The 23,568-nt window shown below is 40.8% G+C and carries 24 protein-coding genes and 2 pseudogenes; 14 read left to right on the top strand and 12 right to left on the bottom strand.

The window, feature by feature from the left end:
- Positions 1-44 precede the first annotated feature (44 nt).
- Both ACFE93_RS27320 and ACFE93_RS27315 read left to right on the top strand, forming a co-directional pair.
- On the top strand, positions 45-443 hold the full coding sequence (locus ACFE93_RS27320; protein WP_375478052.1) for a transposase: 399 nt from the start codon (positions 45-47) through the stop codon (positions 441-443).
- Between the two features lie 111 nt (positions 444-554).
- A pseudogene (locus ACFE93_RS27315) lies at positions 555-650 on the top strand (IS5/IS1182 family transposase); the annotation flags it as partial.
- A 277-nt stretch (positions 651-927) separates the two neighbouring features.
- Here the strand turns inward: ACFE93_RS27315 and ACFE93_RS27310 are convergent.
- Positions 928-1,338, bottom strand: coding sequence for a DUF2358 domain-containing protein (locus ACFE93_RS27310; protein ID WP_375478050.1), 411 nt, complete (start codon positions 1,336-1,338; stop codon positions 928-930).
- Positions 1,339-1,368: 30 nt separating this feature from the next.
- On the bottom strand, positions 1,369-2,523 hold the full coding sequence (locus ACFE93_RS27305; protein ID WP_375478046.1) for a glycoside hydrolase family 10 protein: 1,155 nt from the start codon (positions 2,521-2,523) through the stop codon (positions 1,369-1,371).
- A gap of 372 nt (positions 2,524-2,895) precedes the next feature.
- Between ACFE93_RS27305 and uvsE the strand changes: the two genes are divergently transcribed.
- From uvsE to ACFE93_RS27275, 6 genes are all read left to right on the top strand, one after another.
- A complete protein-coding gene (gene uvsE, locus ACFE93_RS27300) occupies positions 2,896-3,843 on the top strand; it encodes a UV DNA damage repair endonuclease UvsE (protein ID WP_375478044.1) in 948 nt (315 codons plus the stop codon).
- A gap of 19 nt (positions 3,844-3,862) precedes the next feature.
- On the top strand, positions 3,863-4,726 hold the full coding sequence (locus ACFE93_RS27295; RefSeq protein ID WP_375478042.1) for an alpha/beta fold hydrolase: 864 nt from the start codon (positions 3,863-3,865) through the stop codon (positions 4,724-4,726).
- Positions 4,727-5,032: 306 nt separating this feature from the next.
- Positions 5,033-5,488: a pentapeptide repeat-containing protein gene (locus tag ACFE93_RS27290; RefSeq protein ID WP_375478040.1), complete on the top strand. Its 456-nt coding sequence runs from the start codon at positions 5,033-5,035 to the stop codon at positions 5,486-5,488.
- A 440-nt stretch (positions 5,489-5,928) separates the two neighbouring features.
- Entirely contained in the window at positions 5,929-6,111 is a 183-nt protein-coding gene (locus ACFE93_RS27285; RefSeq protein WP_375478038.1) for a hypothetical protein, read from the top strand.
- 102 nt (positions 6,112-6,213) lie between these two features.
- Positions 6,214-6,381, top strand: coding sequence for a hypothetical protein (locus ACFE93_RS27280; protein ID WP_375478036.1), 168 nt, complete (start codon positions 6,214-6,216; stop codon positions 6,379-6,381).
- Positions 6,382-6,593: 212 nt separating this feature from the next.
- Positions 6,594-7,778: an anion transporter gene (locus ACFE93_RS27275; protein WP_375478034.1), complete on the top strand. Its 1,185-nt coding sequence runs from the start codon at positions 6,594-6,596 to the stop codon at positions 7,776-7,778.
- A 346-nt stretch (positions 7,779-8,124) separates the two neighbouring features.
- On the opposite strand, the gene metK is transcribed toward ACFE93_RS27275, so the two are convergent.
- A complete protein-coding gene (metK, locus tag ACFE93_RS27270) occupies positions 8,125-9,399 on the bottom strand; it encodes a methionine adenosyltransferase (RefSeq protein WP_375478032.1) in 1,275 nt (424 codons plus the stop codon).
- Positions 9,400-9,661: 262 nt separating this feature from the next.
- Positions 9,662-10,666 carry a phosphoribulokinase gene (locus ACFE93_RS27265; RefSeq protein ID WP_292862757.1) on the bottom strand — a complete coding sequence of 335 codons (1,005 nt, stop codon included), beginning with the start codon at positions 10,664-10,666 and terminating at the stop codon, positions 9,662-9,664.
- Positions 10,667-12,067: 1,401 nt separating this feature from the next.
- Between ACFE93_RS27265 and petH the strand changes: the two genes are divergently transcribed.
- The 6 genes and pseudogenes from petH to ACFE93_RS27235 all read left to right on the top strand — a co-directional run bounded on the left by petH (position 12,068) and on the right by ACFE93_RS27235 (position 17,092).
- Positions 12,068-13,414 (top strand): ferredoxin--NADP reductase, encoded by a 1,347-nt coding sequence (gene petH, locus ACFE93_RS27260; RefSeq protein ID WP_375478048.1) that lies wholly within the window; start codon positions 12,068-12,070, stop codon positions 13,412-13,414.
- Positions 13,415-13,633: 219 nt separating this feature from the next.
- Positions 13,634-14,920: a homoserine dehydrogenase gene (locus ACFE93_RS27255; RefSeq protein ID WP_375478030.1), complete on the top strand. Its 1,287-nt coding sequence runs from the start codon at positions 13,634-13,636 to the stop codon at positions 14,918-14,920.
- A 310-nt stretch (positions 14,921-15,230) separates the two neighbouring features.
- Positions 15,231-15,314 (top strand): annotated as a pseudogene (locus ACFE93_RS27250) (Uma2 family endonuclease); the annotation flags it as partial.
- Positions 15,315-15,451: 137 nt separating this feature from the next.
- Positions 15,452-15,628: a hypothetical protein gene (locus tag ACFE93_RS27245; RefSeq protein WP_375478027.1), complete on the top strand. Its 177-nt coding sequence runs from the start codon at positions 15,452-15,454 to the stop codon at positions 15,626-15,628.
- 354 nt (positions 15,629-15,982) lie between these two features.
- The gene (locus tag ACFE93_RS27240) at positions 15,983-16,468 is read left to right on the top strand and encodes a type II toxin-antitoxin system antitoxin SocA domain-containing protein (RefSeq protein ID WP_375478025.1); all 486 of its coding nucleotides are present in this window, start codon (positions 15,983-15,985) and stop codon (positions 16,466-16,468) included.
- Between the two features lie 9 nt (positions 16,469-16,477).
- On the top strand, positions 16,478-17,092 hold the full coding sequence (locus ACFE93_RS27235) for a type II toxin-antitoxin system PemK/MazF family toxin (protein ID WP_334981484.1): 615 nt from the start codon (positions 16,478-16,480) through the stop codon (positions 17,090-17,092).
- Positions 17,093-17,100: 8 nt separating this feature from the next.
- Here the strand turns inward: ACFE93_RS27235 and ACFE93_RS27230 are convergent, their stop codons facing one another.
- The 8 genes from ACFE93_RS27230 to ACFE93_RS27195 form a co-directional block, all read right to left on the bottom strand.
- A complete protein-coding gene (locus ACFE93_RS27230; protein WP_375478022.1) occupies positions 17,101-17,454 on the bottom strand; it encodes a M48 family metallopeptidase in 354 nt (117 codons plus the stop codon).
- Positions 17,451-20,633: a type I restriction endonuclease subunit R gene (locus tag ACFE93_RS27225; protein ID WP_375478020.1), complete on the bottom strand. Its 3,183-nt coding sequence runs from the start codon at positions 20,631-20,633 to the stop codon at positions 17,451-17,453. Before ACFE93_RS27225 ends, ACFE93_RS27230 begins: the two co-directional genes overlap by 4 nt.
- Positions 20,630-21,889: a restriction endonuclease subunit S gene (locus ACFE93_RS27220; protein WP_375478018.1), complete on the bottom strand. Its 1,260-nt coding sequence runs from the start codon at positions 21,887-21,889 to the stop codon at positions 20,630-20,632. The genes ACFE93_RS27225 and ACFE93_RS27220 overlap by 4 nt, the downstream gene beginning before the upstream one ends.
- A 2-nt stretch (positions 21,890-21,891) precedes the next feature.
- The gene (locus ACFE93_RS27215; RefSeq protein WP_375478016.1) at positions 21,892-22,323 is read right to left on the bottom strand and encodes a type II toxin-antitoxin system VapC family toxin; all 432 of its coding nucleotides are present in this window, start codon (positions 22,321-22,323) and stop codon (positions 21,892-21,894) included.
- Positions 22,323-22,580: a hypothetical protein gene (locus ACFE93_RS27210; RefSeq protein ID WP_375478014.1), complete on the bottom strand. Its 258-nt coding sequence runs from the start codon at positions 22,578-22,580 to the stop codon at positions 22,323-22,325. The genes ACFE93_RS27215 and ACFE93_RS27210 overlap by 1 nt, the downstream gene beginning before the upstream one ends.
- 100 nt (positions 22,581-22,680) lie before the next feature.
- Positions 22,681-22,851, bottom strand: a complete 171-nt coding sequence (locus tag ACFE93_RS27205; RefSeq protein ID WP_375478012.1) for a hypothetical protein — start codon at positions 22,849-22,851, stop codon at positions 22,681-22,683.
- Complete coding sequence (locus ACFE93_RS27200) at positions 22,848-23,105, bottom strand: hypothetical protein (protein ID WP_375478010.1); 258 nt, start codon at positions 23,103-23,105, stop codon at positions 22,848-22,850. Before ACFE93_RS27200 ends, ACFE93_RS27205 begins: the two co-directional genes overlap by 4 nt.
- 204 nt (positions 23,106-23,309) lie before the next feature.
- Positions 23,310-23,568: hypothetical protein (locus ACFE93_RS27195; protein WP_375478008.1), on the bottom strand; the 259-nt coding region annotated here is incomplete at its 5' end.

The raw sequence follows: 23,568 nt of genomic DNA, 5'->3' as shown, positions 1-23,568 counted from the left end.
ATTTTACCAGTTTTAACCTCCGCTTTTTTCTGAGTTTGTGAGAAATTCGGGTTGTTGAGCCAGCAACAGGAGATAGTTTTTTCTGGGAGTTCTCTCACTTGGATAGTACGTGTTTTCAAGATTTTTTAAACCTTTTTTCAAAAACTTATTCTGAAGTGTTGAATTTGGTTCAGATGGACAATGGTAGCTTTCACAAGTCCTTGGATTTAAGATGGCCTGATAATGTTATTCCCATTTTCCAGCCACCAAATAGTCCTGAGTTGAATCCTATAGAACGCTTATGGGAACACATCAAGTACAAATTGTCTTGGGAACATTGCACAACTTTAGATCAGTTAAGACAGCAGTTAAAACAGGTTCTTGATTCCTTCTCGAACGAAGCGATCGCCTCGATTTGTGGATGGGATTACATCACCTCCGCTTTATTAAGTGCAACTTCATAGAGAATTGGTATTAGATGCAGGAATAGGAAGCAAGAGGAATTACCTTGCTCTTTAGAGGTTGTTTGAAAAGTCGGAAGGATGGTAAAAAAGCTCTCTCAGTATAAGCTGTGTCGGCGATTGGTCAGAGATTATGAGTTATTGCCCCAAACATCGGAGACGTTTATTTACCTTGCCATGATCCGGATCGTGGTGAGGCGATTAGCCTAAAATTTGACTACTCAAAACTTTCCAAACACCCTCTAAGCTGTACTCATTTTATTAAAAGGTACGGGCTAAACGCACCGCTACCGCTAACGGGACTCAGCACTCTTCATAGACTAGTAGAATATGTTTAGCCAAAGTCCGTAACGTACCCTAATAGTACAACACGGCGGAAATAAACATACCATTTAAAATGGCGCAAAAGCACGGAATACAATTCTTTTGACTTTTGAATTTTGACTTCCACCTTGCGGTACTAGTCTGTCAATGATATAACAGCTAATTAGCGATCTTCTTGCTTTTGCCAAAACTGCCGTAAAATCTCCCCTGGTTTTCTATCCCAGGTGTCTATATGTTTGTATATCAAATTATATTGGTTGAGTTTATACGTTGAATAGCCATTAAAAAGTAAACCTGCTTTCCAGGGAACACGCAACACTCCCCGCACCGTCCACTTTGCTAAAATTGTGTCTTCATCTGACTGATAAACCTCATGCACATCAAAGTAAATTTGGGTAAAAAATAGCCGAGCGTGAAATCGTAAAGTCCAAAATATAATGCGATAGTTAAATTTGTATTTGAATGTATTTACTGGGTCTTTAAAATAGATATCCTGTGTATAAATTTGATACGAGATATCTTTTTCAAAAAGTGTTGGTAAGTCTTCTTTTAAAGTATTAATTACCTTTTCCATTGGCAATTTATATTCCACGCGCCTTTTTCCTTAAAAAATCTTTTTTAACAAATTTTCCACTCTTGGCCAAATTGAAGATGTCCTCTTATGACTCACGCGACCTGCACTCAAATCTAACAGAGTAGGAAATGATGCAGACTTAGCATAAGGGCCATTTCGCAAAACTTTAGCTAGGGTATTGTTATTCTCTCGCAAACCTTCGTAAAAAAAGAATACCTCTCCTTGAATACCAAGTTGGCGATTATATTCAATTGCCTGCACCAGATATTCTGAACTAATACAATAAGAGCCAAGCTTCATCAAAATTCCCGGTGCTAACTTGGGCAAGGTCGCATCTGTGAACTGCTGGTTTACCAGTTTATCAGCGATCGCCTGATAACTCCTAAAGTCACGGCGATAAATCTGCGGCTGAATCATATCAACTATTCCCTGCTTCAGCCATGCAGGCGAGTCTTGCAGATATTCCTGGAATGCCCAATCATAAATATTAGGTGCGATCGCTACTAATAAATTAGGATTCACCGCTTTCACCTCCTGGTAGAGACGCGCCAAAAACTCAGTAAGAATATCTGCACGCCACTGTAACCATTGCCTATCCTTGAGGTTCTGTGGTGGATTGCGATCGAATTCCTGGCGATAGCGGCTGACAGTTCCCCGATCGTAGCCACCTTCAGAGGGTAATGCTGGCAAGCGATCGTCTCCTTGAACACCATCCACATCATAATTCTTTACAACTTCCAGCACCAAGTTCAACAAGAATTCTTGCACTTGTGCATCAAGGGCATTTAACCACTCAAAGCCGTTTTTATTCAGTAAGTTACCGTTGCGATCGCGCGCAGCCCATTCCGGTTTTTTCTGTAAAAGTATACCACCATTTAAATTGTAGGAACTGGCAAAACCGTATTCAAACCAAGGAATAACTTTCAACCCAACTCGCCGCGCTTCAATCACCACTTCTTCTAAAGGGTCGCGGCCTACAGACATAGGGTCAATTTCGATTCCAAAAGTCTGCTGCATTATTTGACTAGGATATAAAGTTACTGCCTTGTTCCAAACAACGGGAAATACCACATTAAATCCCGTCTCGGCCAGGAAATCCATCGCCTCGGCAATGCGTTTTTTCGATCTGAGAACTTTACTATCAGTAGTGGTCAGCCAGATACCACGGGTTTCAATTATTGCCATTTCTATAAAATTGAAATTTTTGGTACTGCACATCTAAACATTGACTAGCCGACGATACTACGCCTGTATTTATTATGTAAATTTCATAGGCAATCAAACCTAGTGCCACAATACTTAAAAGCCATCCTCGTCCCAATCATAGCACTGAGCTTTATTTACCAAACTGAAATTATACCAATGTTTAATTCGTAATTAATAAAGTTAGATATGGCATGGCTTTCGGAGTTTGAATGTGTTGCCTCATTTTAGAGAATTGGAATTAGTAGAGTGTTGTGACTTAAAAGTTCATTCTTTAGATAGTCGTAAGTCAGTAGTAGAACTTGTTTAAATTAAAAAATCTTCAAAATAGGCAACAGTTAGTAAATATAGTTAATGACTGTAATTAAGTTTCAAAATTTATCGAATGCACCGCAGTGTCAAACAACTACAATACCCAACTTAGGGCTAGTTTGTATTACCTCTGATAAACAAGTGCGTTTTCGGACAATGACGCGCACACGATATTTAAAACTGGACTTTAGTGAACGTGAAAGCGCCCTGAGTGAACTGTATCAACATAACTTGCAACGCTTGCATGACGCCCTGTTATTTTGTCAGCAGAATAAAATTCAACTGTATCGGATGTCTTCTGCTTTATTTCCCTTAAGTGACTTAGAAGACGAAATCGGGGCAAATATATTAAAGACAATGAGCGCTGATTTAGCAACAATCGGTCAACAAGCAAATGCATTCAGCATAAGAATGGTGTTGCATCCAGATCAATTTGTAGTGCTAAGTTCTGATTCCCCCTCAGTGGTACAAGCAAGTATCAAGAACCTAGCAGCACATTCCCGTACACTTGATTTATTGGGCTTACCGCGATCGTCTTGGTCATTGATGAATATTCATGGTGGCAAATCTCAACGTCCTGAACAACTAATAAAAGTAATTTCCGAACTATCAGAAAATATCAAAAGCCGCTTAACTTTAGAAAATGACGAATACGCCTACAGTGCCAACGAAATTTTAGCAGTATGTCAGCAAACTGGCGTGCCAATGGTATTTGATGCCCATCACCATATTTGCCACGAAAATTTAGATAGCTACGATCATCCGAGTGTAGCATCCATGTTTTATGCAGCGCGAGAAACTTGGACAAATCCAGATTGGCAATTAGTCCATATTTCCAATGGTGAGCAAGCTTTCAATGACAGAAAACACAGCGACTTGATTACCGATATGCCCAATGTCTACCACCAAGGACCGTGGATCGAAGTCGAAGCCAAACAAAAAGAAAAAGCGATCGCATATTTGCGCTCTTGGTGGTTGATGAAAACATAATGTTGATATTTGATTAATTATGTCTCTAGTAGAAAGTTTTTGGAAACACGATTATATAACTACTAATGGGGTGAAACTACACTACGTAACCCAAGGTGAAGGCCCTTTAATGTTGATGTTGCATGGGTTTCCTGAGTTTTGGTACTCTTGGCGGCATCAAATACCAGAATTTGCCCAAAATTTTAAAGTTGTCGCCCTTGACTTGCGTGGTTACAACGATAGTGATAAACCAAATGAGCAATTAGCTTATGTAATGAAAGAGTTTATCAAAGATGTTGAGGAAGTAATTAAAGCCTTAGGATACCAAAAATGTGTATTAGTTGGACATGATTGGGGAGGTGCGATCGCTTGGGCTTTTGCTTATGCTCATCCCGAAATGGTAGAGCAATTAATTATCCTTAACATGCCTCATCCTGCCAAATTTGCCCAAGGCTTACGCACTCCCCAACAGTTACAGAGAAGTTATTATATCTTCCTCTTTCAATTACCTTGGATACCAGAATTATTTTTACAATCTACAGACTACCAAGCAATTGAAACAATTTTTAAAGGTACAGCAGTTAACAAGAGTGCTTTCACTAAAGCGGATATTGACGCATATAAAGATGCTGCTGCAAAACGCGGTGCCCTCACAGCAATGTTGAACTACTACCGCAATGTTTTTCAGCAGAGAATGCTAAATCCAAATAGGGGCGTTCTGGAAGTGCCAACACTGATGATATGGGGAGAAAACGACACTGCACTTGGCAAGGAACTAACATACGATACCTCCGCTTATGTCAGGGATTTTCAAATCAAATACATTCCTAATTGTGGCCATTGGGTGCAGCAAGAACAGCCGGAATTGGTTAATCAGTATATACGAGAATTTCTGAGGACTTAAGCTAAACTATTAGCTAATAAGTATAAATACTTGTCTCATTAGCTATAGCAAGTAGCGCCAGCTTTTACTTTTAAAAAGATTTAATAGTAATTTAATACTGGCATTTTTTGAGGAATTATTGGGTAAAAATTGCCAAAAATTCAGAATTAATGGCATTTTTGATATCACTTTTATCTGTGTTTCAGATCACAACTAACTTGTCAGGAGATAGATTGTCACAAGATAGATTGACCTCACGAAGTTTAGTGAGATAATAGAACTGTGAGGGACAGAACGGACGCAACTCGATTATTAAGGGGGAAAATTATGAAACTCCAGCTATTAGCGGCCATGGCCTTAGCAACACCCCTATTTTTCGCTAGCTCGGTTAGAGCCGAGAATCCACAGGATTTACAAAAGCTGCTTTCAACTGGGGAATGTGTTAAGTGCGAACTATCAGGAGCTAACCTCAGTGGCGCTCATTTAATTGGTGCTGACTTGAGAGGCTCGAAGCTCCAAGGAGCTAACCTTGTAGGAGCTAACCTCGAAGGTGCTGACTTAACTGGTGCAAACTTAGCAGGTGCTAACCTAACATCTGCTTATGTAACCAATGTGAATTTAAAGCAAGTTAATCTCAACGGAGTAAATTTTACTCGTGCTACGATTCACGATTCTAATGTGTATCAAGCATCAATGAACGATCTAAATCTTACTGATGCGGAAATATTTAACACTGGAATCGGGGTTGGTGGAGAAGACGCTGAAATTCCTGATTGGAAGTAGGTTCAACTGAGTACACAGCTAAAAATCAATACAACATAGGTTTTGGCGGGTTTTAAATCAAATAAACGACTTTTTTGCCAGAATTATCCTTAAAACCTGCCTCTACAGAAATATTAAGAAAAATGAAACCCCTCTGCGTTGTAATCACTTTACTATGGCAAAAGCAGAGGGGATTTCTTTTTGCGATCGCGCTGATATTTACACAAAAAAGTGCAATTAAAATCTAAAAATCTTTACTATTTCCCATTAGAGGACTTTACTGCCCCTAAGTTAAAATAGGGGTTTCGGCTATTATTTGCGTAAATTGTGTATCTGCACAAATAAGGTTTTTTCGCTAGATGCAGCCGGATGCAATTGATTTGGCACGATTTTTGGATATTTTGTGACCTCTTGATAGCTCACAAAATATCCAAAAACAGCGAAGACCAAGTGAGAAGAGTTTGCGATCGCTTGATTACTTGAATGTGTTTCTCGCAGATGTGCGCGATGGTGTTGGGCCATATCTGAGTATTTACCTGAAAGCTTCAGCAAATTGGAACCCAGCCCAGATTGGATTGGCAATGTCAGCTTCGGCAATTGCCACAGTTATTGCTCAAACACCAGCTAGCGCGTGGAGATGGTGAAGAGGGAGAGGAGGATAAAGAAAAACATCAAGCGCTATGAAGGCATATTGCAATTATTAAGCGATCGCCGCTGCCATTGGTGTTGGTGAGGGTTTGAGCAACGTGTTGGCTAGGTTTGTGGTTAAAAGTGCTGGTTACAATCTTGGTTTTTTGATTTTAGCAGCGATCGCAGTTGTCGCTTTAGCTTTTGGTTCTGTGTACCTGAAACGAAAACAGGAGTCAATAGAAAAGCATCACATAAAACCGCTTCGGGTAGTCATTAGTTATTAGTTATTAGTTATTAGTCCAAAATAAACACGTCCATTCTTTAACATGGCTTGAATTAGTCCCATGAAAGACAAAGTTTTTCCACCCACAAGGGGGAGCCACTGCGGTGGACGGGTTTCCCGGCATAAAGCAAGTGGCGTCAAGGTATGCACTAAAATCCAATAACCAATGACCAATTACCAATGACTACTTAATCAAAAGAATCTAGCGAAATCATGATTGTTTTCAGATACATCATCATTGGACTGACTTATATCGGTTTGGGTTTAGGATATCTCCCTGGTTTGCGGATGAACCGAGCCAGTATTGCTTTAGTTGGTGCATCTTTACTGATGGCTTTCGGAGTATTAGACCTCAAAGAAGCATGGCAAGCGATAGATTATAAAACGCTGATTTTCCTGTTTGGCATGATGGTAATCAGCACAAACTTAGCTTACGCTGGTTTTTTCCAATTAACCCTTGATACCGTTACACACTTTACCCGCAGCCCTTTGGGTTTGCTGATTGTTTTAACTTTTGGCAGTGGAATTCTCTCTGCTTTTTTTTTGAATGATACTATCGCTTTAATTTTGACTCCTTTGGTTCTCGGTTTAACCCAAACTTTGAACCTCAATCCTATTCCTTACTTACTTGCCTTGGCGGGAGCAACTAATCTGGGTTCAGTAGCTACCTTAAGTGGCAATCCACAAAATATTCTGATTGGTTCCTTCTCTGGTATCAGCTATCTCGATTTTGCGAAAGCATTAACTCCCATCGCATTAGTAAGTTTGTTAATTCAAATTGGGTTATTGTGGTGGCTTTATCCTGATGTTCGTTCTACTAAGTCTTGTCCGAGTGTAACCCCCGTGCGTTACCGCATATTTAAACCGTTGCTTACTAAAAGCTTATTGATAACAGGAGGACTATTAATTGCATTCTTAATTGGGATGCCCCCAGCCCAAACAACATTTGTAGCTGCTGGTTTACTATTCATTACTAGGCGAATCAAACCACAACGAGTTTTAAATAAAGTAGATTGGGATTTACTGGTGATGTTTTCTGGACTATTTGTTGTTACTGCTGGAGTAGAAAAATTAGGAATTTTGAATTTATTTAGCGATTTAGTTTATACGCCCTTGAGTATATTAGGAATTACTGCTCTGCTTTCAAATTTAGTTTCTAATGTTCCCGCAGTATTGTTACTACAACATTTAATTCCCCATCCAGACACGAAAACCTGGTTATTATTAGCAGCAGGATCTACCTTAGCAGGTAATCTAACTTTGTTAGGTTCAGTTGCCAATTTAATTGTTGCTGAGGCTGTCGCAAAACTTGGTTATCAATTGTCATTCTGGGAACATCTACGTTTTGGTCTACCGTTAACTGTACTGACTCTCATCCTGGCTTATTTTTGGATTTAGTCATTAGTCATTAGTCATTGGTTATTTGCCAATAATCAAACTTAAAGTTTCAGGTTCAAAGGCAATACAGTTCAGTTAAGAAAAATTGTAGGTTGGGTTAAGCAAAGCGCAACCCAACAAAATTTCTTCCTTCTCTTTGCGTCCTTGGCGGTAGCCTGCGGCAAGCCGCTTTGCGTCTACGTTAAAAAAATTGACTTTGGCAAAGGATTTTAGCCTTAACTGAACCGTATTGGATAAAATTCCCCTTCTAAATTCAGGTAGTTACTAAAAATAAGGGTATTGGTAACTTGCCAAGTTACTAATACCCTCACGTAGATAAACTAAGTTTTTACAGTAGCGTATAAGTCTAAGTTACTGCCTGAGCAACTGCTGCCGAAAGTGACTCATTTGCTGCTTGCTTCAACAATTCGGCTTTATCGGTCTGTTCCCAAGGCAAGTCTAAATCAGCCCGCCCAAAATGACCGTAAGCCGCGACGTCCTGATAAAAACGTCCGCCTCGTTCACTTGGTAAGGTACGTAAGTTGAAGGTATGGATAATCCCTGCTGGACGCAGTTCAAAGTGTTTGTTGATTAATTCCAGTAAGGTTTCTTCATCCACTTTGCCAGTGCCAAAGGTATCCACTAGGATACTTGTTGGTCGCGCTACACCAATAGCATAAGATAGCTGAATTTCAACTTTTTCTGCTAACCCGGCAGCGACAATATTTTTCGCGACATAACGAGCCGCATAAGCAGCAGAACGGTCAACTTTCGTGGGGTCTTTGCCAGAAAAAGCGCCGCCACCATGTCGTGAATAGCCACCGTAGGTATCAACGATTATTTTCCGTCCTGTCAGACCAGAGTCTCCTTGAGGGCCACCAACGACAAATTTGCCAGTGGGGTTGACTAAAAAACGTGTTTCCTGATTAGGTTTAACGTCGATGTCGCCAAAAACAGGTTCGACCACTGCTGACCAGAGGTCTTGTTTAATTTTGGCTTGTACTGCCGCCTCATCCGTAATTTCCCCGATATTAGCTGTATGCTGGGTGGAAATTAGAATCGTATCAATACCTACGGGGCGTCCATCTTCGTAGACCACAGTTACTTGGGTTTTACCGTCAGGACGCAGGTATGACAATTCACCTGTTTTACGAACTGCTGCTAATCGGCGAGCAATGCGGTGGGCGAGACTGATGGGTAAGGGCATCAGTTCTGGTGTTTCGTTGCTGGCAAAGCCGAACATTATACCTTGATCGCCCGCACCAATTTTGTCGAATTGTTCATCACTATCTTGTTCGCGGGTTTCTTGGGCGGTGTTAACGCCTTGGGCGATATCGGGTGATTGTTCGTCTAAAGCTAGCAGAACGCTGGTGCTGTTAGCAGAAAAGCCATTGTCGGCATTGGTATAACCAATTTCGGCAATTTTTTTCCGGGCGAGATTGACGAAATTCACATTGGCTTTCGTGGTTATTTCACCAGTGATTAGCACCAAACCAGTATTAACTACGACTTCAGCGGCGACACGACTGCTAGGGTCTTGTGTCAATAGGGCATCCAGAATAGTATCAGAAATCTGATCGCAGATTTTATCTGGATGACCTTCGGTTACTGACTCAGAGGTAAATAGATATCGACGAGACAAAGGAAATTCCTCCATCGAGAGTTTTTTCGTTGACTAAATGTAAGCATTTAGTTCAACTACTAATTTATGAAATCATAACAATATTTATACTTCAGTCGTTAGTATCTTATTGATATTGATAAAAACCACTAACTATAAGGTAAATATCCGTAAGTAAGATAAATGTATGCTAATTATTTTTTATTTAAAATGTATTTAATAACACAAAAAAAGGGGGGCACCCGGAAGCGCCCCCAAAAGCTTTGACACAAACACTGCTGCTTTAAACCTGAACTGCTAACTTTGCTTCTGTAGCTGTCAACCGCTCATAAGCAGCACGCATCTTCAAACCTGTAAGCACTTGGAAGAAACCAGTTCCATTATTGGAACCTGGATACTCGCGGTGCTGGAGTAACAAGTGAGTCAATTCACCCTGATATTTTGTGGATGTATTGCTAAGATGGGTTTCGATGTAAATGACTTCTTCCAAATTGTCAAATTGACCATCCACCTCTAGTACTGAGACATAGCGTCCGTAGTAAACATCGGAACCATAGTATAGTTGCATACCAGGGTAAGAACAGGTCAGCTTGCGTCCACAGGGAGTCCAATTGATTGTTGACCCTTCATCAAATAGGTAAGTTGGATCGAAGCCTTCCTTACCTTCCCGCTGGAGCATACGTACCCGTAAGACTCTACGTTCAGTGTCGTTTTTAATCAAGTTTGTGGGCAATACTTGGAGAACCACATCAGCAAATTCTCTTTGCGGTTCGATAAATTTATCAAAGTCAGGTTTGCGGGAATTGATTTGCGCTAACACATCTTCGTAGCGATGACCGCGTTCAGCCATATCTCGCTGGATTTTCCAGGCAATTTTGACCTCATCGCTAATGTCAAAATAAACACTAAAATCGATTAGCGATCGCACCCGCTCATCATATAAAGGATGCAGCCCCTCAATAACTATAATGTGATTCGACTCGATCCGCTCTGGCGGATCGAGCAAACCGGTTTCGTGGTTGTAAATCGGCTTATCAATCGCTTCACCACTTTTGAGCGCTTTAATTTGCTCATACATCAGATCAAAATTGTTTGCCCTGGGGTCTAGTGCCGTTATCCCCGTTTCTTTGCGCTGTTTGCGATCCAGGGAATGATAGTCATCCAAGCAGATGACTGTCATTAAATCTTCACCAAACAAATCTATCAAACGACGCAAAAACGTAGATTTACCGCACCCAGAGTCTCCGGCTACTCCTATCAGTACCACGCGTTCTGGCTTTCTTGTCATAAATCTCCTCTAAAATACTAAAGTTGTGTCAATAATTTTTCACACAGCAGATTCTGAAGCCAGGAGTTTACCCCTTTGGTTTATCCTGCGTTCTTGCTACCTAGCACATCTATAAGACACCAAGCAAGTAGGTAACAAAGTAATCAGGAGGTAGGAAACAGGAGTGAACCACGTTTAAAAGCGTGGGACTTAAGCTGTAAATGCCTTGAATCCCGCAGCACTTTTGCTCAATACAATTCTTATTTTTAAACTGGGCTTTTAACCCAGAAATAAAAAAAACTTCATTCATACTTCTTTCCTCCTGCCTTCTGCCCTTTGCCTCCTGCCTCTCTTTTAAGTTGCTACTCGTCGGACTAGCCTGAATGTTGGTGCCGGTAAGTATTTAATCCTAGTGATATATTTGATTTTAACAGAAGGGTGTATCCCATACAAGATTGCTGTCAAGAAGAATTAACATAATTCATCAATTATTTTTTTGTTAATTTAGTTGTTAATTTAAAAATGGGGATCAGCGCCGCACATCAGCGTTGTACCTTTATCAGTCTGCTACTTGTGACTCTATAGAACAAGACTATAATGTATAATTTATTCTTGCCGCAAATTTTCTAATGTTCCTTAATTGTAATTCCCGCTCGACAATACTTAATATATTCAAAGCAAAAATCTATCCACCGAATGAGAAAACAACTTGCATTACTCAAATTATTGGCTGTAAATTTATGGATGTGCTCATATAGATAGAAGCGTTGACGTTATGACAAAGTACTGATCCGAGGTTGACAGATTTTTCGCATCAAGTGAAACTAATTACAGTTGCTTGAATTACGATTCTCTATCTCGTTATGTTTATAGCTGGAGTTGTCCTAGTTATGTAATTTTTCATAGATAGGTAATGAAGATAGCTAACAACATTCCAGAAGAGTAATAGATTTGGAGAAGTAAAACCGATCGTGAAGAAAAATTTCCTCTCTTGGCATTCTCCGATTTAAACTCCTAGAGTAAGCAAGCACAAGGATAGATTTGGGAGGTAAAATGAGCGGTAGCTTACACCGATCAAAGCAGTCTTCCGAGAATATCTGCTATGTATGAGTTGCTGATTGCGTGCTAAGGTAAAAAGCTATCTCCCTGATGGGGGTGGTAGTTAACGAAAAAAAGATTAAATTGATTCATTATTAACATTCTCCACAAGACTTATCCTTTACCTTAGAAGGTGAACAGGTGTGTTTTTTGCTATGCCTGCATGTCTTTGGTGAGTGTACTTAGCAAGGCATTAATTTAATGATGCCTTTTTCCTTCAGGGCCAGTTTTGTGAAACGAAAATCCGGTAAACTAAAGCTGGCAAGGTAGGGGAATAGTTTTTTTTGAAAAACGGTTAAGTAAATTATCGGAGTGGTAGAACGAATGTACAATCAAGGTGCTGTTGAGGGTGCTGCCAACACAGAATTAGGTAGCCGCGTCTTCCTTTATGAAGTAGTAGGTTTGCGTCAGACTGAAGAAACCGATCAAACTAACTACCCAATTCGGAAAAGTGGCAGTGTGTTCATCAGAGTGCCTTACAACCGCATGAATCAAGAAATGCGACGTATCACTCGTCTAGGCGGCACAATTGTTAGCATCCAGCCTGTAACTGCTTTAGAGACGGTTAATGGTAAAGCCTCATTTGGGAGTGCTAAAAGCGTTGTCAGCGAGTTAGCTACATCTGAGGAAACTGCTAACAGTGAAGGGAATGGTAAAGCCACACCTGTAAATACTCATAGTGAAACCAAAGATTTCGCTAAACCACCAGCTGAAGAACAGCTAAAGAACAAGGACAAGAAAGGCAACACCATGACTCAAGCGAAAGCCAAAAAAGACCACGGTGACGTTCCTGTTAACACTTACCGTCCCAATGCTCCGTTTATTGGCAAGGTAATATCTAATGAACCGCTAGTCAAAGAAGGTGGTATTGGTATTGTTCAACACCTTAAATTTGACATTTCCGCCGGGGATTTAAAGTATATAGAAGGTCAAAGTATTGGGATTATTCCACCAGGATTAGACAAGAACGGCAAGCCAGAAAAACTTCGACTCTATTCCATCGCCTCAACTCGTCATGGCGATGATGTGGATGATAAGACAATATCATTGTGCGTCCGCCAGTTGGAGTACAAGCACCCAGAAACTAGCGAAACAGTCTACGGTGTTTGCTCCACACACCTGTGTTTCTTAGAACCAGGGGCAGATGTAAAAATTACAGGGCCTGTGGGTAAGGAAATGTTGTTACCCGATGACCCTGATGCTAATGTGATCATGATGGCAACCGGAACAGGTATTGCCCCGATGCGAGCTTATCTGTGGCGTCAGTTTAAAGATGCAGAAAAAGCAGCTAACCCAGAATACGAATTTAAAGGATTCTCTTGGCTAATATTTGGTGTACCGACAACTCCAAACCTTTTATATAAGGAAGAACTGGAAGAAATTCAACAAAAATATCCTGAAAACTTCCGCCTCACTCCTGCCATCAGCCGGGAACAAAAAAATCCTCAAGGTGGTAGAATGTACATCCAAGACCGCGTAGCAGAACATGCTGATGAATTGTGGCAGTTGATTAAAAATGAAAAAACCCACACATACATTTGCGGTTTGCGAGGTATGGAAGAAGGTATTGATGCAGCCTTGACTACTGCTGCTGCAAAAGAAGGCGTAACCTGGAGTGATTACCAGAAGCAACTTAAGAAAGCTCATCGCTGGCACGTAGAAACTTACTAAGTGCTGAGTACCGTTAGCGGATAGCTAGGGTTTAGCCCGTGCTGAGTTTTGAGTTCTAAGTTATGAATGAGTAGGGTGGGCAGTGCCTACCCTACAATTGTTTTATATAGATGGCTGAGGAAAGAGTTCTCAGTTCTGGGGGGTAAAGTATTAAATACTTGTTACTACTCAGCACTCAGCACTCTAAGCCGAGGCACTTAAAAATGAATTGGGTGCAAAATGGGTGTGAAACTAGGAATACTGGGATTAGGCACCGTGGGAACGGGAACAGTGCAGTTGTTGCAAGATAGCGCTGGGCGTCACCCATTGTTGCAAGAGATAGAAATTTATCGGGTGGGAGTGCGATCGCTAGATAAACTCCGTGCAGTAGAATTGTCTACGGAAGTCCTAACTACAGATTTAGAATCTATTGTCAACGATCCGGCAGTAGATATTGTGGTTGAGGTGATGGGTGGATTGGAGCCGACGCGATCGCTCATTCTCAAAGCTTTAAGTAATGGTAAGCATGTAGTCACAGCCAATAAAGCAGCGATCGCCCGCTTCGGAGCAGAAATTTTCACCACTGCCAATCAAGCTGGCGTATACGTGATGCTAGAAGCCGCTGTGGGTGGTGGTATTCCAGTGATTCAACCCCTAAAGCAATCTTTAAGTGTTAACCGAATTCATACTGTAACAGGGATCGTTAACGGTACAACAAACTACATCCTGACACGGATGCAAACTGAAGGCAGCAACTTCAATGATGTCTTAGCTGATGCCCAGCGATTAGGTTATGCTGAGGCTGACCCCACCGCTGATGTGGATGGTTTAGACGCAGCTGATAAAATTGCCATCCTCGCATCATTAGGCTTTGGTGGACGCATCAACCTACAAGACGTTTATACTGAGGGGATTCGGCAAGTAAGTAAAACAGATATTGCCTACGCCGAAAAATTGGGATTTGTGATTAAATTGTTAGCGATCGCTAAACGTGATACTCCCTCATCCCCCCTTTCCGTCAGAGTTCATCCTACCTTAGTGCCTCAAGCCCACCCTTTGGCTAGCATCAACGGCGTTTACAATGCCATTCTTGTCGAAGGAGAACCCATCGGGCAAGTAATGTTTTTTGGCCCCGGTGCTGGTGCTGGTGCAACCGCCAGTGCTGTCACCTCAGATATTTTGAATTTAGTTGCTGTCCTCAAAACTAATACAGCAGTTACAAATCCATTATTAACTTGTGGGCATCAGGAATACTGCCAAATTGCGCCGATGGCAGAATTGATAACTCGGTTTTACGCCCGTTTCCTCACCAATGACCAACCTGGAGTTATCGGGAAATTGGGTACTTGCTTTGGTAACTATGGCGTTAGCTTAGAGTCAATTGTCCAAACTGGCTTTCAAGAGGAACTAGCAGAGATTGTGGTTGTCACCCATGATGTGCTAGAAGGCAATTTTAGGCAAGCTTTGGCAGAAATTCAGAATTTCTCAGCGATAGAAAGCATTCCTAGCTTACTGCGTGTACTTTGAAATTAGTTGGGAGTCAATACTGTTCGGTTAAGGTAAGAGAGGCGATGAATCGCCGTCTCTACAATAATCAGTCTTTCGTCTTGACGGCGATTTCTCGCATCTTTGGCGATCGATAATTTTCATTAAATAAACCTTAACCGAACCGTATTGAGTCGGGAGTGAGGCTCGTCAAGTCGCTCTTGCTCCAATTTCTAATTACTCCCAAGGATTACAATCTCCATCTTATACAGACCAAGCTGTGAGTAAAACTTGGTTAACTATACAAGCTAAACTAAAAAATAAACTTACACCCCAGCGCGAGGCTATACCTATAACCTCTGCAACCAACCCATCAACTGCCCTCACTCCCTTTCCCGACCATACGCAGCTACCAGAGTCTGATAGTAATTTTGTGTTCGCGATCGCCCGATGGGAAAAGTTTCGCTTTAATCCCCCACCGTCTCGCCAGCAGTTGGAAGCATTGGCTGTTGTAGTAGGGGTTGATGTCGATAGGTTAGTGCAGATCAAGCACCTGCTGGGGTGGGAATGAAAATGGAGCCGATTCGGTTATGTGCTGCTTGTTATACCGAGTCACTATGTCACAAAATTGAATGGCAGTTGAAGGTGACACTGGGATGCGTAGGCGTTCGCGTAGCGTCTCGTAGAGAAGCCCGTCACAGACATCGCCAGAAATTACACTTGGGAGCAAAGTGTCTTAACCGTGGGTAAGGTTGAAAGATAGGTTATGTCTGTAGTGTTTTTGCCCGTCAAGGAAATGATAAAGTTGCAGAAGGCTGTCTAACTACCCACAACGCTTATTAACTGTCACCAACAGATTAAATGCTAGTTACAAATTTTGTGATTACATAAACTGCATCATGTACTAAAATAGATAGTACACATGAACTATTCCGATTGGCATCTAAACCTGAAAGTGTCAAGAGCTGAATACAACTCATTATAATAAAGCGATATCAATCCATGAAAAGCTCTCAAACAGTAGAGTTGTCAATGGAATGATTTTACCTATTAATATTTATTAAATTCCTAAAAAAGTCTTATGGTTAGCAAAGAGAGAGAACGATGTTGGAGAAGCTCATAAAATATTTTGTCTACGCGACAAAAGGTTATATTACAAAAACACAGCTAATCAAGTTTTTGTATTTAGCTGATCTTTACTCTGTCAAATGGACAGCAAAGCAGCTGACACATCTAGATTGGCGTTATTATTACTATGGCCCTTGGAATGAGCATATAGATAATACTTTAAATCAAATGGATGGTAAAGAAATATCTCAAGAATCTCAGGGAGATACAATACTTATCAAACTTGGTGCCCAAGCAGGTAATGTAGATGATTTAGAATTGCCTGTAAGTTTGACGTTAGTACTGGATAATATTAGGAGAGAATGGGCTGGTGCAGGACAAGATAAACTTACTCAGTTACTAGAGTATGTATATAACACTGCTCCCATGATGGAAGTAAAAGATACCTACAGACCTGAAGAAAAAGTTAAACTTAACTTACAAGCAGAAAGAGATAGATTAATCAATGAGTTAGGCAATTAGGATTATCAGGTGGCTGGACAAAAACCTAGACAAGGTTGGATCTATTTTATTAATCCCTATAGGGTATCTCTACGTTGCAGAGTTGGACACACTCATATTTATGATTTGGATGAGCCAGGTGAAGTACAATGTCAGACTATCTCTTGCACTGAAAACATCAATTCTAGTAGAGTTTTTAGAGGAACGCATCCTTATGTAGTTTGGACAGGTGATGAGTTTCAGGATGAGTCAGGTTATATAGCAACTTTTTCTGTTATTCCTCTAACCTCACAAACAACATCTAACGGTTTACCAACAACGTATCCAATTAACCCTACTAGCCAAAACGGTCTTGAGAAAAATTCTTATGTTCTGGTTCATCAACTGTGTACTGTTGATGCTAATTGCTTCAAAGACTCAGCAGGAAATTGGTTGGAACGCATGGGACAACTAGCTAAAGCAGATAAAGATGCTATAGAGCAGCGTTTAAAGTATTTTTTAAATATTCTAGACAATCCTAGCGATGACTGGTTTGCTCAAAATGCAACTATAGAGCTTTTACAAAAAGTTTTTTATTTTCTACCTGACGAAAATACAAAAAATAGAGCCATAGAAGAATTAATAAACAATTTAGGCCGCTCGTAAATCAGTAGTCATTGCTGACAATTTTTCTGTAACTTTATCTCTAACTCTTCCCAGTCAGGCAGATAAGCAAACATAAAACACTTAAATAGTTTACCGTGGTTAGGAACAAGGAGATGTAGGAGTTCGTGAACAATGACAAACTCACCCAATTCTTTTGGTAAATCTAGGAGTTCAGTATTCAGCGTTAAGCGTCCTGTAGTAGAAATAGATGCCCATTTGCGCTTCATCGGACGCAGTTGAATTTGTTTGACTTTAACTTTAATCCGATCGCTCCATTCTCCCACAGCATCCTTAAGTGCTTGTGCGTCTTTCCATTTTAGATTTTGGATTTGGGATTTTGGATTGTCGCAGCTAGCAATCATGATTCGACTCGTTCGAGTTTCAGCAGGTTGTTGGTGACTTCAATGGTTTGCTCAACTGAGCTTGTAATAGGATAAATAGTAGCGTAAAGTTCGGTTCTTAAATCAATTTCCTGACGTGCATCCCACCAATAATCAGGGAAGTTGCCATAAATGGCGTTGATGGTTTCGGCTTGGTTGATATCAAGGCGATCGCCTGCTTGCTTGATCGTAATGTAAATCGCAAAGGTGTTTTCATCAACTTTGAGCCGTTGCCGTAAGACTTCTGCTTCTGTGCATTCATTGGCAATTTCATCTAGTCTCGCTAAAGCAACGTGAGCCTCTATTTGGCGGTTTTCAAAGCTGGCGCGGACAGTTTCGGCACGTTCGCCAATGGAAATCAAAAAAGGCGATCGCTGACTTTGCTCGTGTACTGCTTTCAACAATGCCTTACTCAAGTTTAGAACTTTTACTGTATCTGTGGTGTTATTTTGGCGGAATTGTTCTAATTGTTGGGCATTGAGTTCGTGGATAGTTCCGGGCATTTCTAACTCGCCGATTGTGACGTTGCGGCGTACCAGTTCTTTGGTTTTGGCGGTGAGTTCAATATCAATGTAGGGACTGGTATTGTAAGCAGCGCGGATTGTTCCGTAAAGCCTGATAATAACTTGATAATTTTCCATGAAGGGGCGCAGGTCAGGATCAGGAGACAAAATTTCGTAAATTGATTGGAGTTGGCGGACAAATTTAAAGAACTTCTCGCGCAAATCTTTGTCTGCAAAATAAGCCGCAGCGCGTTCTTTTGCTTTGTCGTCCCATCCCTTAGCTAGCGGTAAATACTCTGGTGCAGTATTTTCCATCATCGTTTGCAGGAGGTTTTTGATCGCATCTACATTTTGGATGATGTCGTTAATTTCTCCGGACTCAAAGGCCAAGGCTTGCTCTAGTTTGTCGCCAAAGATACCGATAAAATCTAGAACAAAGCCGTAGGGCTTAACTAAACCTTCTGCGTCTTCATAAGGGCGATTCACACGGGCGATTCCCTGCAAGAGAACGTGGTCGCGCATCGGTTTATCGAGATACATACAGTAAAGTATCGGTGCATCAAATCCCGTCAGTAGTTTCTCGGTGACGATGAGAATTTTCGGCAAGGCTTTGCGGTAGTCTTCGTAAAGTTGGCGAATTTTGGTTACAGCATCAGCATCGCCACCGCAAAGAATTTCTAAAGTTTGGGCATCTTCAGCAGAACAATAACCTGTAAAAGTTAGGGTTTTGGTGGTGTCGTAGTTAAAATCTTTCGGGCGAGATTCGATAAAGTCGATGACTGCATTTGGTAAAGATATTTTGGCAGAAACGACGGATTTTTTAATAAAGGCTTTGCGGACTTCTTTCTCTTCGGCATCAGTCAGGTTGTACTCGCGCAGTCCTGCGGCTGTAGTCCGGGAATAAACGACGGTTGAGTATTCGCTAGGGAGATATTTATCTAAAGCTTGTTTATAAAGTCTACAAGCTTCCCGATCTACACCAACCATAAAAGCTTTAAAGCCCATTGGTTCAACGTAGTCACGGAAGTGTACGGCGACAAATTTCGCTACTTTATCTACTCTATCTGCACTTTTGAGAAACTCTTTTAATTTAACAGCGCGATCGAGAATGCCATCAAGTTCCTCTATGTCGTTAATGCCTTCTGCGGCTTGGAGTTGGAGAAATTCTTTTTCTAAAATTTCTTGGGGAACGCGAAACTCTGATTTCGCCAGGGCATAATTTAGCTTCAGGGTTGTGCCATCTCGTACCGAGTCGGCGGTTGAATACAAATCTAGGCTGTATTTCGGGTCACTAGGTTCGCCGAAGGTTTGGAAGGTACTTTGTCCTTTAGCTGCTTTACTGACGGGTGTACCTGTGAAACCGATAAATGTAGCGTTGGGGAGGGCAGCCATTAAATATATGCCGAAATTACCGCCTGTGCTGCGGTGTGCCTCATCGACTAAGACAGTAATTGTAGAACGCTTATTTTCTACCTTCATCTTGTCGAATTTGTGAATCATGGCAACGATTAAGCCGCGATAATCATCTTGGATGAGTTTTTCTAAGTCTGCTTTACTGGTTGCAACTTCATAACTTTTGATGCCATAAGCTTTGAGGTTTTTGTCTAGTTGGTTTTCTAGTTCGTTGCGGTCAACAATCATGATTACGGTATTATCGCCGCTAATGTTGCGGAGTTGGGCGGCAACTGTAATCATCGTCAGGGTTTTACCACTGCCTTGGGTATGCCAAACCAGTCCGCGTTTTTTATTCGGGTCTTGGATGCGTTGCAGGACTTTTTTGACTGCACGGGTTTGGTGTTGGCGTAAAACGACTTTGGTTAAGCCGTCATCGCGTTCGAGGAAAACAATGTAATATCTGAGAATCTCTAAAAAGCGTTGATGGTCGAAGAAGCTTTTGATTTTCTCTTCGTAGTCGCCTTCTTGGATAATCGAACCTAACCCCCCAGCCCCCTTCCCTACAAGGGAAGGGGAAGTAATATTGTTGTTCCCCTCCCCTTGCAGGGGAGGGGCTAGGGGAGAGGTCAGTTTCCATTCAAACAAGTTTTTGCGGTTGGTATTCCAGGTTAAGCCATACCAGAAATTCCACAGTTCTGTGACTTCAAAAACTTGGGGAAAGGCTAGCAATTCTGGGGTTTGGTTGTGGTAGCGGCGAATTTGGTCAATGCCTAGTGCTAAACCATCAGTTTTCTTTTCTCCTTTGGTTTCAGCAATGGCAACGGGAATACCGTTAATTAGAAAAATAATATCGGCGCGGTTGGGAAACTTTACGCCTTTTTGCGACCATTCATCTGTGACTTGGAAGATGTTATTTTCCAGGTTGTTAAAGTCGATGAGGGTAATGTTTCTGTCGCGGTTTTCTTGGGCGACAAAAATAGATTGTTTGCCTTGCAACCAGTTTAAAGCTTCGCGGTTGCCTTCGATGGTGCTGTCAATGTTTCGCAGGCGGCGAAGAATTTCATCAACGTTGTTATCGGTGACAACGCCAGGATTTAGTTTAATTAGTTGACTGCGAAGAACATCGGCAAAGTAGCGTTCTTTTCGCTTGTCGTCTTCTTTGCCTTCCCGCCGTTGTAATGCCTCTTTTGAAGTTAGGTATTCCCAGCCTATATCATAGGCATATTTCAGCATCGGTCTTTGAACGGCGGAAGCTTCGCTCATACGTAAGTCTCAGTTAAGGGTTGGGTGGAAATTTTACCTGTCATCAGTTGTTCTAGCATGGCGTGGAATAGTTCGTCAGTAAGGGCGATTTCTTTTTCTAGGGCTTGAATTTTGCGATCGCAGGTATGTAGTATACCGACAATCTTTAGCTGATCAGGTATCGTTGGCAAAGGAATTAACCAATTTAGTAAAGATGTTCCTGATATATTTTTCTGAACAGCCCCTGATGCTAATTGAGTAATTCGTTTTCTCCCTATATGAGAGTTGATATAGTATCTCAGAAAATACGGTTCTGCATGTTCATTTAATCGAAACCGAATCAAAAAAGCTCCAGGAATAACCGGACTATTATATGATTCAAACACAGCAGCAATTCCACAAGTACCACTACGTGTAATAAGTAAATCTTTTATTTCAATCAAATGGTTTTTAAATTTATGAAGTTCTAAACTTGCAAATGGCATTGTTGAATAGTTAATATTTCCATCTTTATCTATATCAGTTGTTCTTAAAGTTGCTATAGTCCCATTTGGATTATATAGGTTTCCACTGAAGCGAGGCCCATAAGCACTCGACTCACATATTTGTCCAAATTTTATAACCTTCCAAGTATTCGGGATTTCGCCAACCTTAGTCTGCTTAGGCGGTTCATTGCGAGTTCCATGAGTAAAGAGATACTGCATCAGTGCTGCTTTGCGTTCGCGTTCCAGTTCTAACTCTCGCTGGCGGGTTTCTTTGGCTTTCTGGATGGTTCGCAGAGTGTGGGCGATCGTTTTTTGTTCAGGAAGTGGGGGGAGATAAATAGGAATTGTTTTAAAATTAGACCTAGATATTTCTTTAAAGGTTACACCATTGGCTCTATCTTTGAATATCTGTTTATTTTGAATAATCCAATAAGTTAAAAATTCGTTGTAAGTTTTATTTTTATTACAGCAAATATTAATAAATCCTTGATTAGTTGCCATTGGAAAATTATTAATTACAACTTCACCAATTGTGGCTCTACTAGTCATTAATACTGTTCCTGAAGGAAAAAGCTTTGATGCACATTTCTGTAATCCTTCTGGCGTGATATATCGTTCTGTTTCTGAAATATAAATTCCCCGATGTTTTGTTACCTCACTAGGAACGAGCCAGCGAATATCTCCATCCCAGTATTTTGAAATTTTAGTTGAGGGAGTACCACCGCCGTAAACCTCTCCTAAGTCACCTAGTTGCATCAATTTCCAATGAGGCGGCACTTGTATCTCACCCATCCCTACCCCTCTGATATTCCATCAGCAATAATCAAATCTATCATTTCATTCTTATTCTTCCGATCAACCCGAAAATCACTATCTAGAGTTAACACACTACTACCATTAATCAACTCATTCATTCTTACCAAACACGCATCAGCTAAAGACATTGGCACATTCTGATACCGCTTCAACAACTCTCTAACCGTTCCTATTTCATCACTGAGACGAAAAGAGATTTGAATATTGCCGCTACTAACTAATCCCATCACAGTATCTTCACCCTTATAAAAATTTTGTAGTATAAAACACGCCTCAGTAATTACTGCTTCACAAGTAAAGAAAGGGTAAGCTAGATTAGCGACTTCTTTAGTAGCCCAACGATGATATTGTTCCTGATTATTAATTAAAGCAACTAGTGGGCCAGTATCAATAATGATATTTTGCTTCACTACCTACCGAACCCTTCTAAATACTTTTTATTAGTCGCCAAATCTCCTGGGCCTCCATCAATACATCCAATAAACTCCTTAGCAGCTTCTAAAAAGGAAACTTGTTTTTCCTTCTCTTTATCCTCAACTGTCTCCTGGTTTTGCATCTCCTTATATTGTAAAAATTCAATAAAATTAATTACCTCCTCTTGCTGCTGAGGCGTTAATGCTTTAACACTTTCTAAAATCGCCTGTTCTCTACTCATTGCTTGAGTCATTGCTGTCTCCTTAATGAAAATAAAAATAATAAAATGCTTGTAATTGATTTAAATTTTAACAATTTACACTCTAATACTAATTGAATACAAACTTAAATACTCAAGCATGAGCAAGCGTAACATAGTCCAGCATCTTAGTAATCACTACTTCACAAATTAATAATGGCGGTTCAATCTTTTTCCATTCATTAACCGCCCAATCATGCGAATTTTCTCGATTATTGATAAATGCAACTAAGGGGCCTGTATCTAGAAGTACCTTTTTCCTCATTTCCAACCGTAGCCTTCTAAATACTTCTTGTTGGTAGCTAAATCGCCAGGCCCTCCATCAACACAACCAGCAAACTCTTTGGCTGCTTCATAGGCGGAAATAGATTCTTTCTCTTCTTTATGCTGTACATCCTGCTTTTGCATCTCCTTAAACTGCAAAAACTGAATAAAATCAATTACCTCCTCCTGCTTCTCTGGAGATAATTTTCTAAATTCATCAATGATTATTTGTTCTTGATCAATTGCCTGAGTCATTGCTGTATCCTGGATAAAAATAATAAGATATTTGTAGCTGATTGAAACTTTAGCAATTTAAACTTTACTACTCATTGCAGACAAACTTAAATACTCAGAGATCAGCTAGCGTAAAATGTGTAGGTAGGTTTGAGGAAAGCCTCAACCCAACCTACGAATATTCTAACCCCCAACCCCTTCCCTACTAGCGTTGGGGAGTAAGCCTTAAAGCCTCTCTGCTTGTAAGCTTGGGGTGTACACACAAGTATGACCAGCATAGGTTTCAACTCTTATAGTAGTTTCGTAGGGTGCGGTATGGACACGCCAAATCAACAAATGCGAACCCCAAATCAACAAATGCGATCGCCGAAGTAACAAATGCGATCGCCAAATCAACAAATGCGAACGCCGAAGTAACAAATGCGATCGCCAAATCAACAAATGCGAACGCCGAATAAACAAATGCGAACGCCAAATAAACAAA

Source organism: uncultured Nostoc sp. (assembly GCF_964247315.1).
Taxonomy (GTDB): Bacteria; Cyanobacteriota; Cyanobacteriia; order Cyanobacteriales; family Nostocaceae; genus Nostoc.
This window is presented reverse-complemented; position numbering and strand designations above follow the sequence as displayed.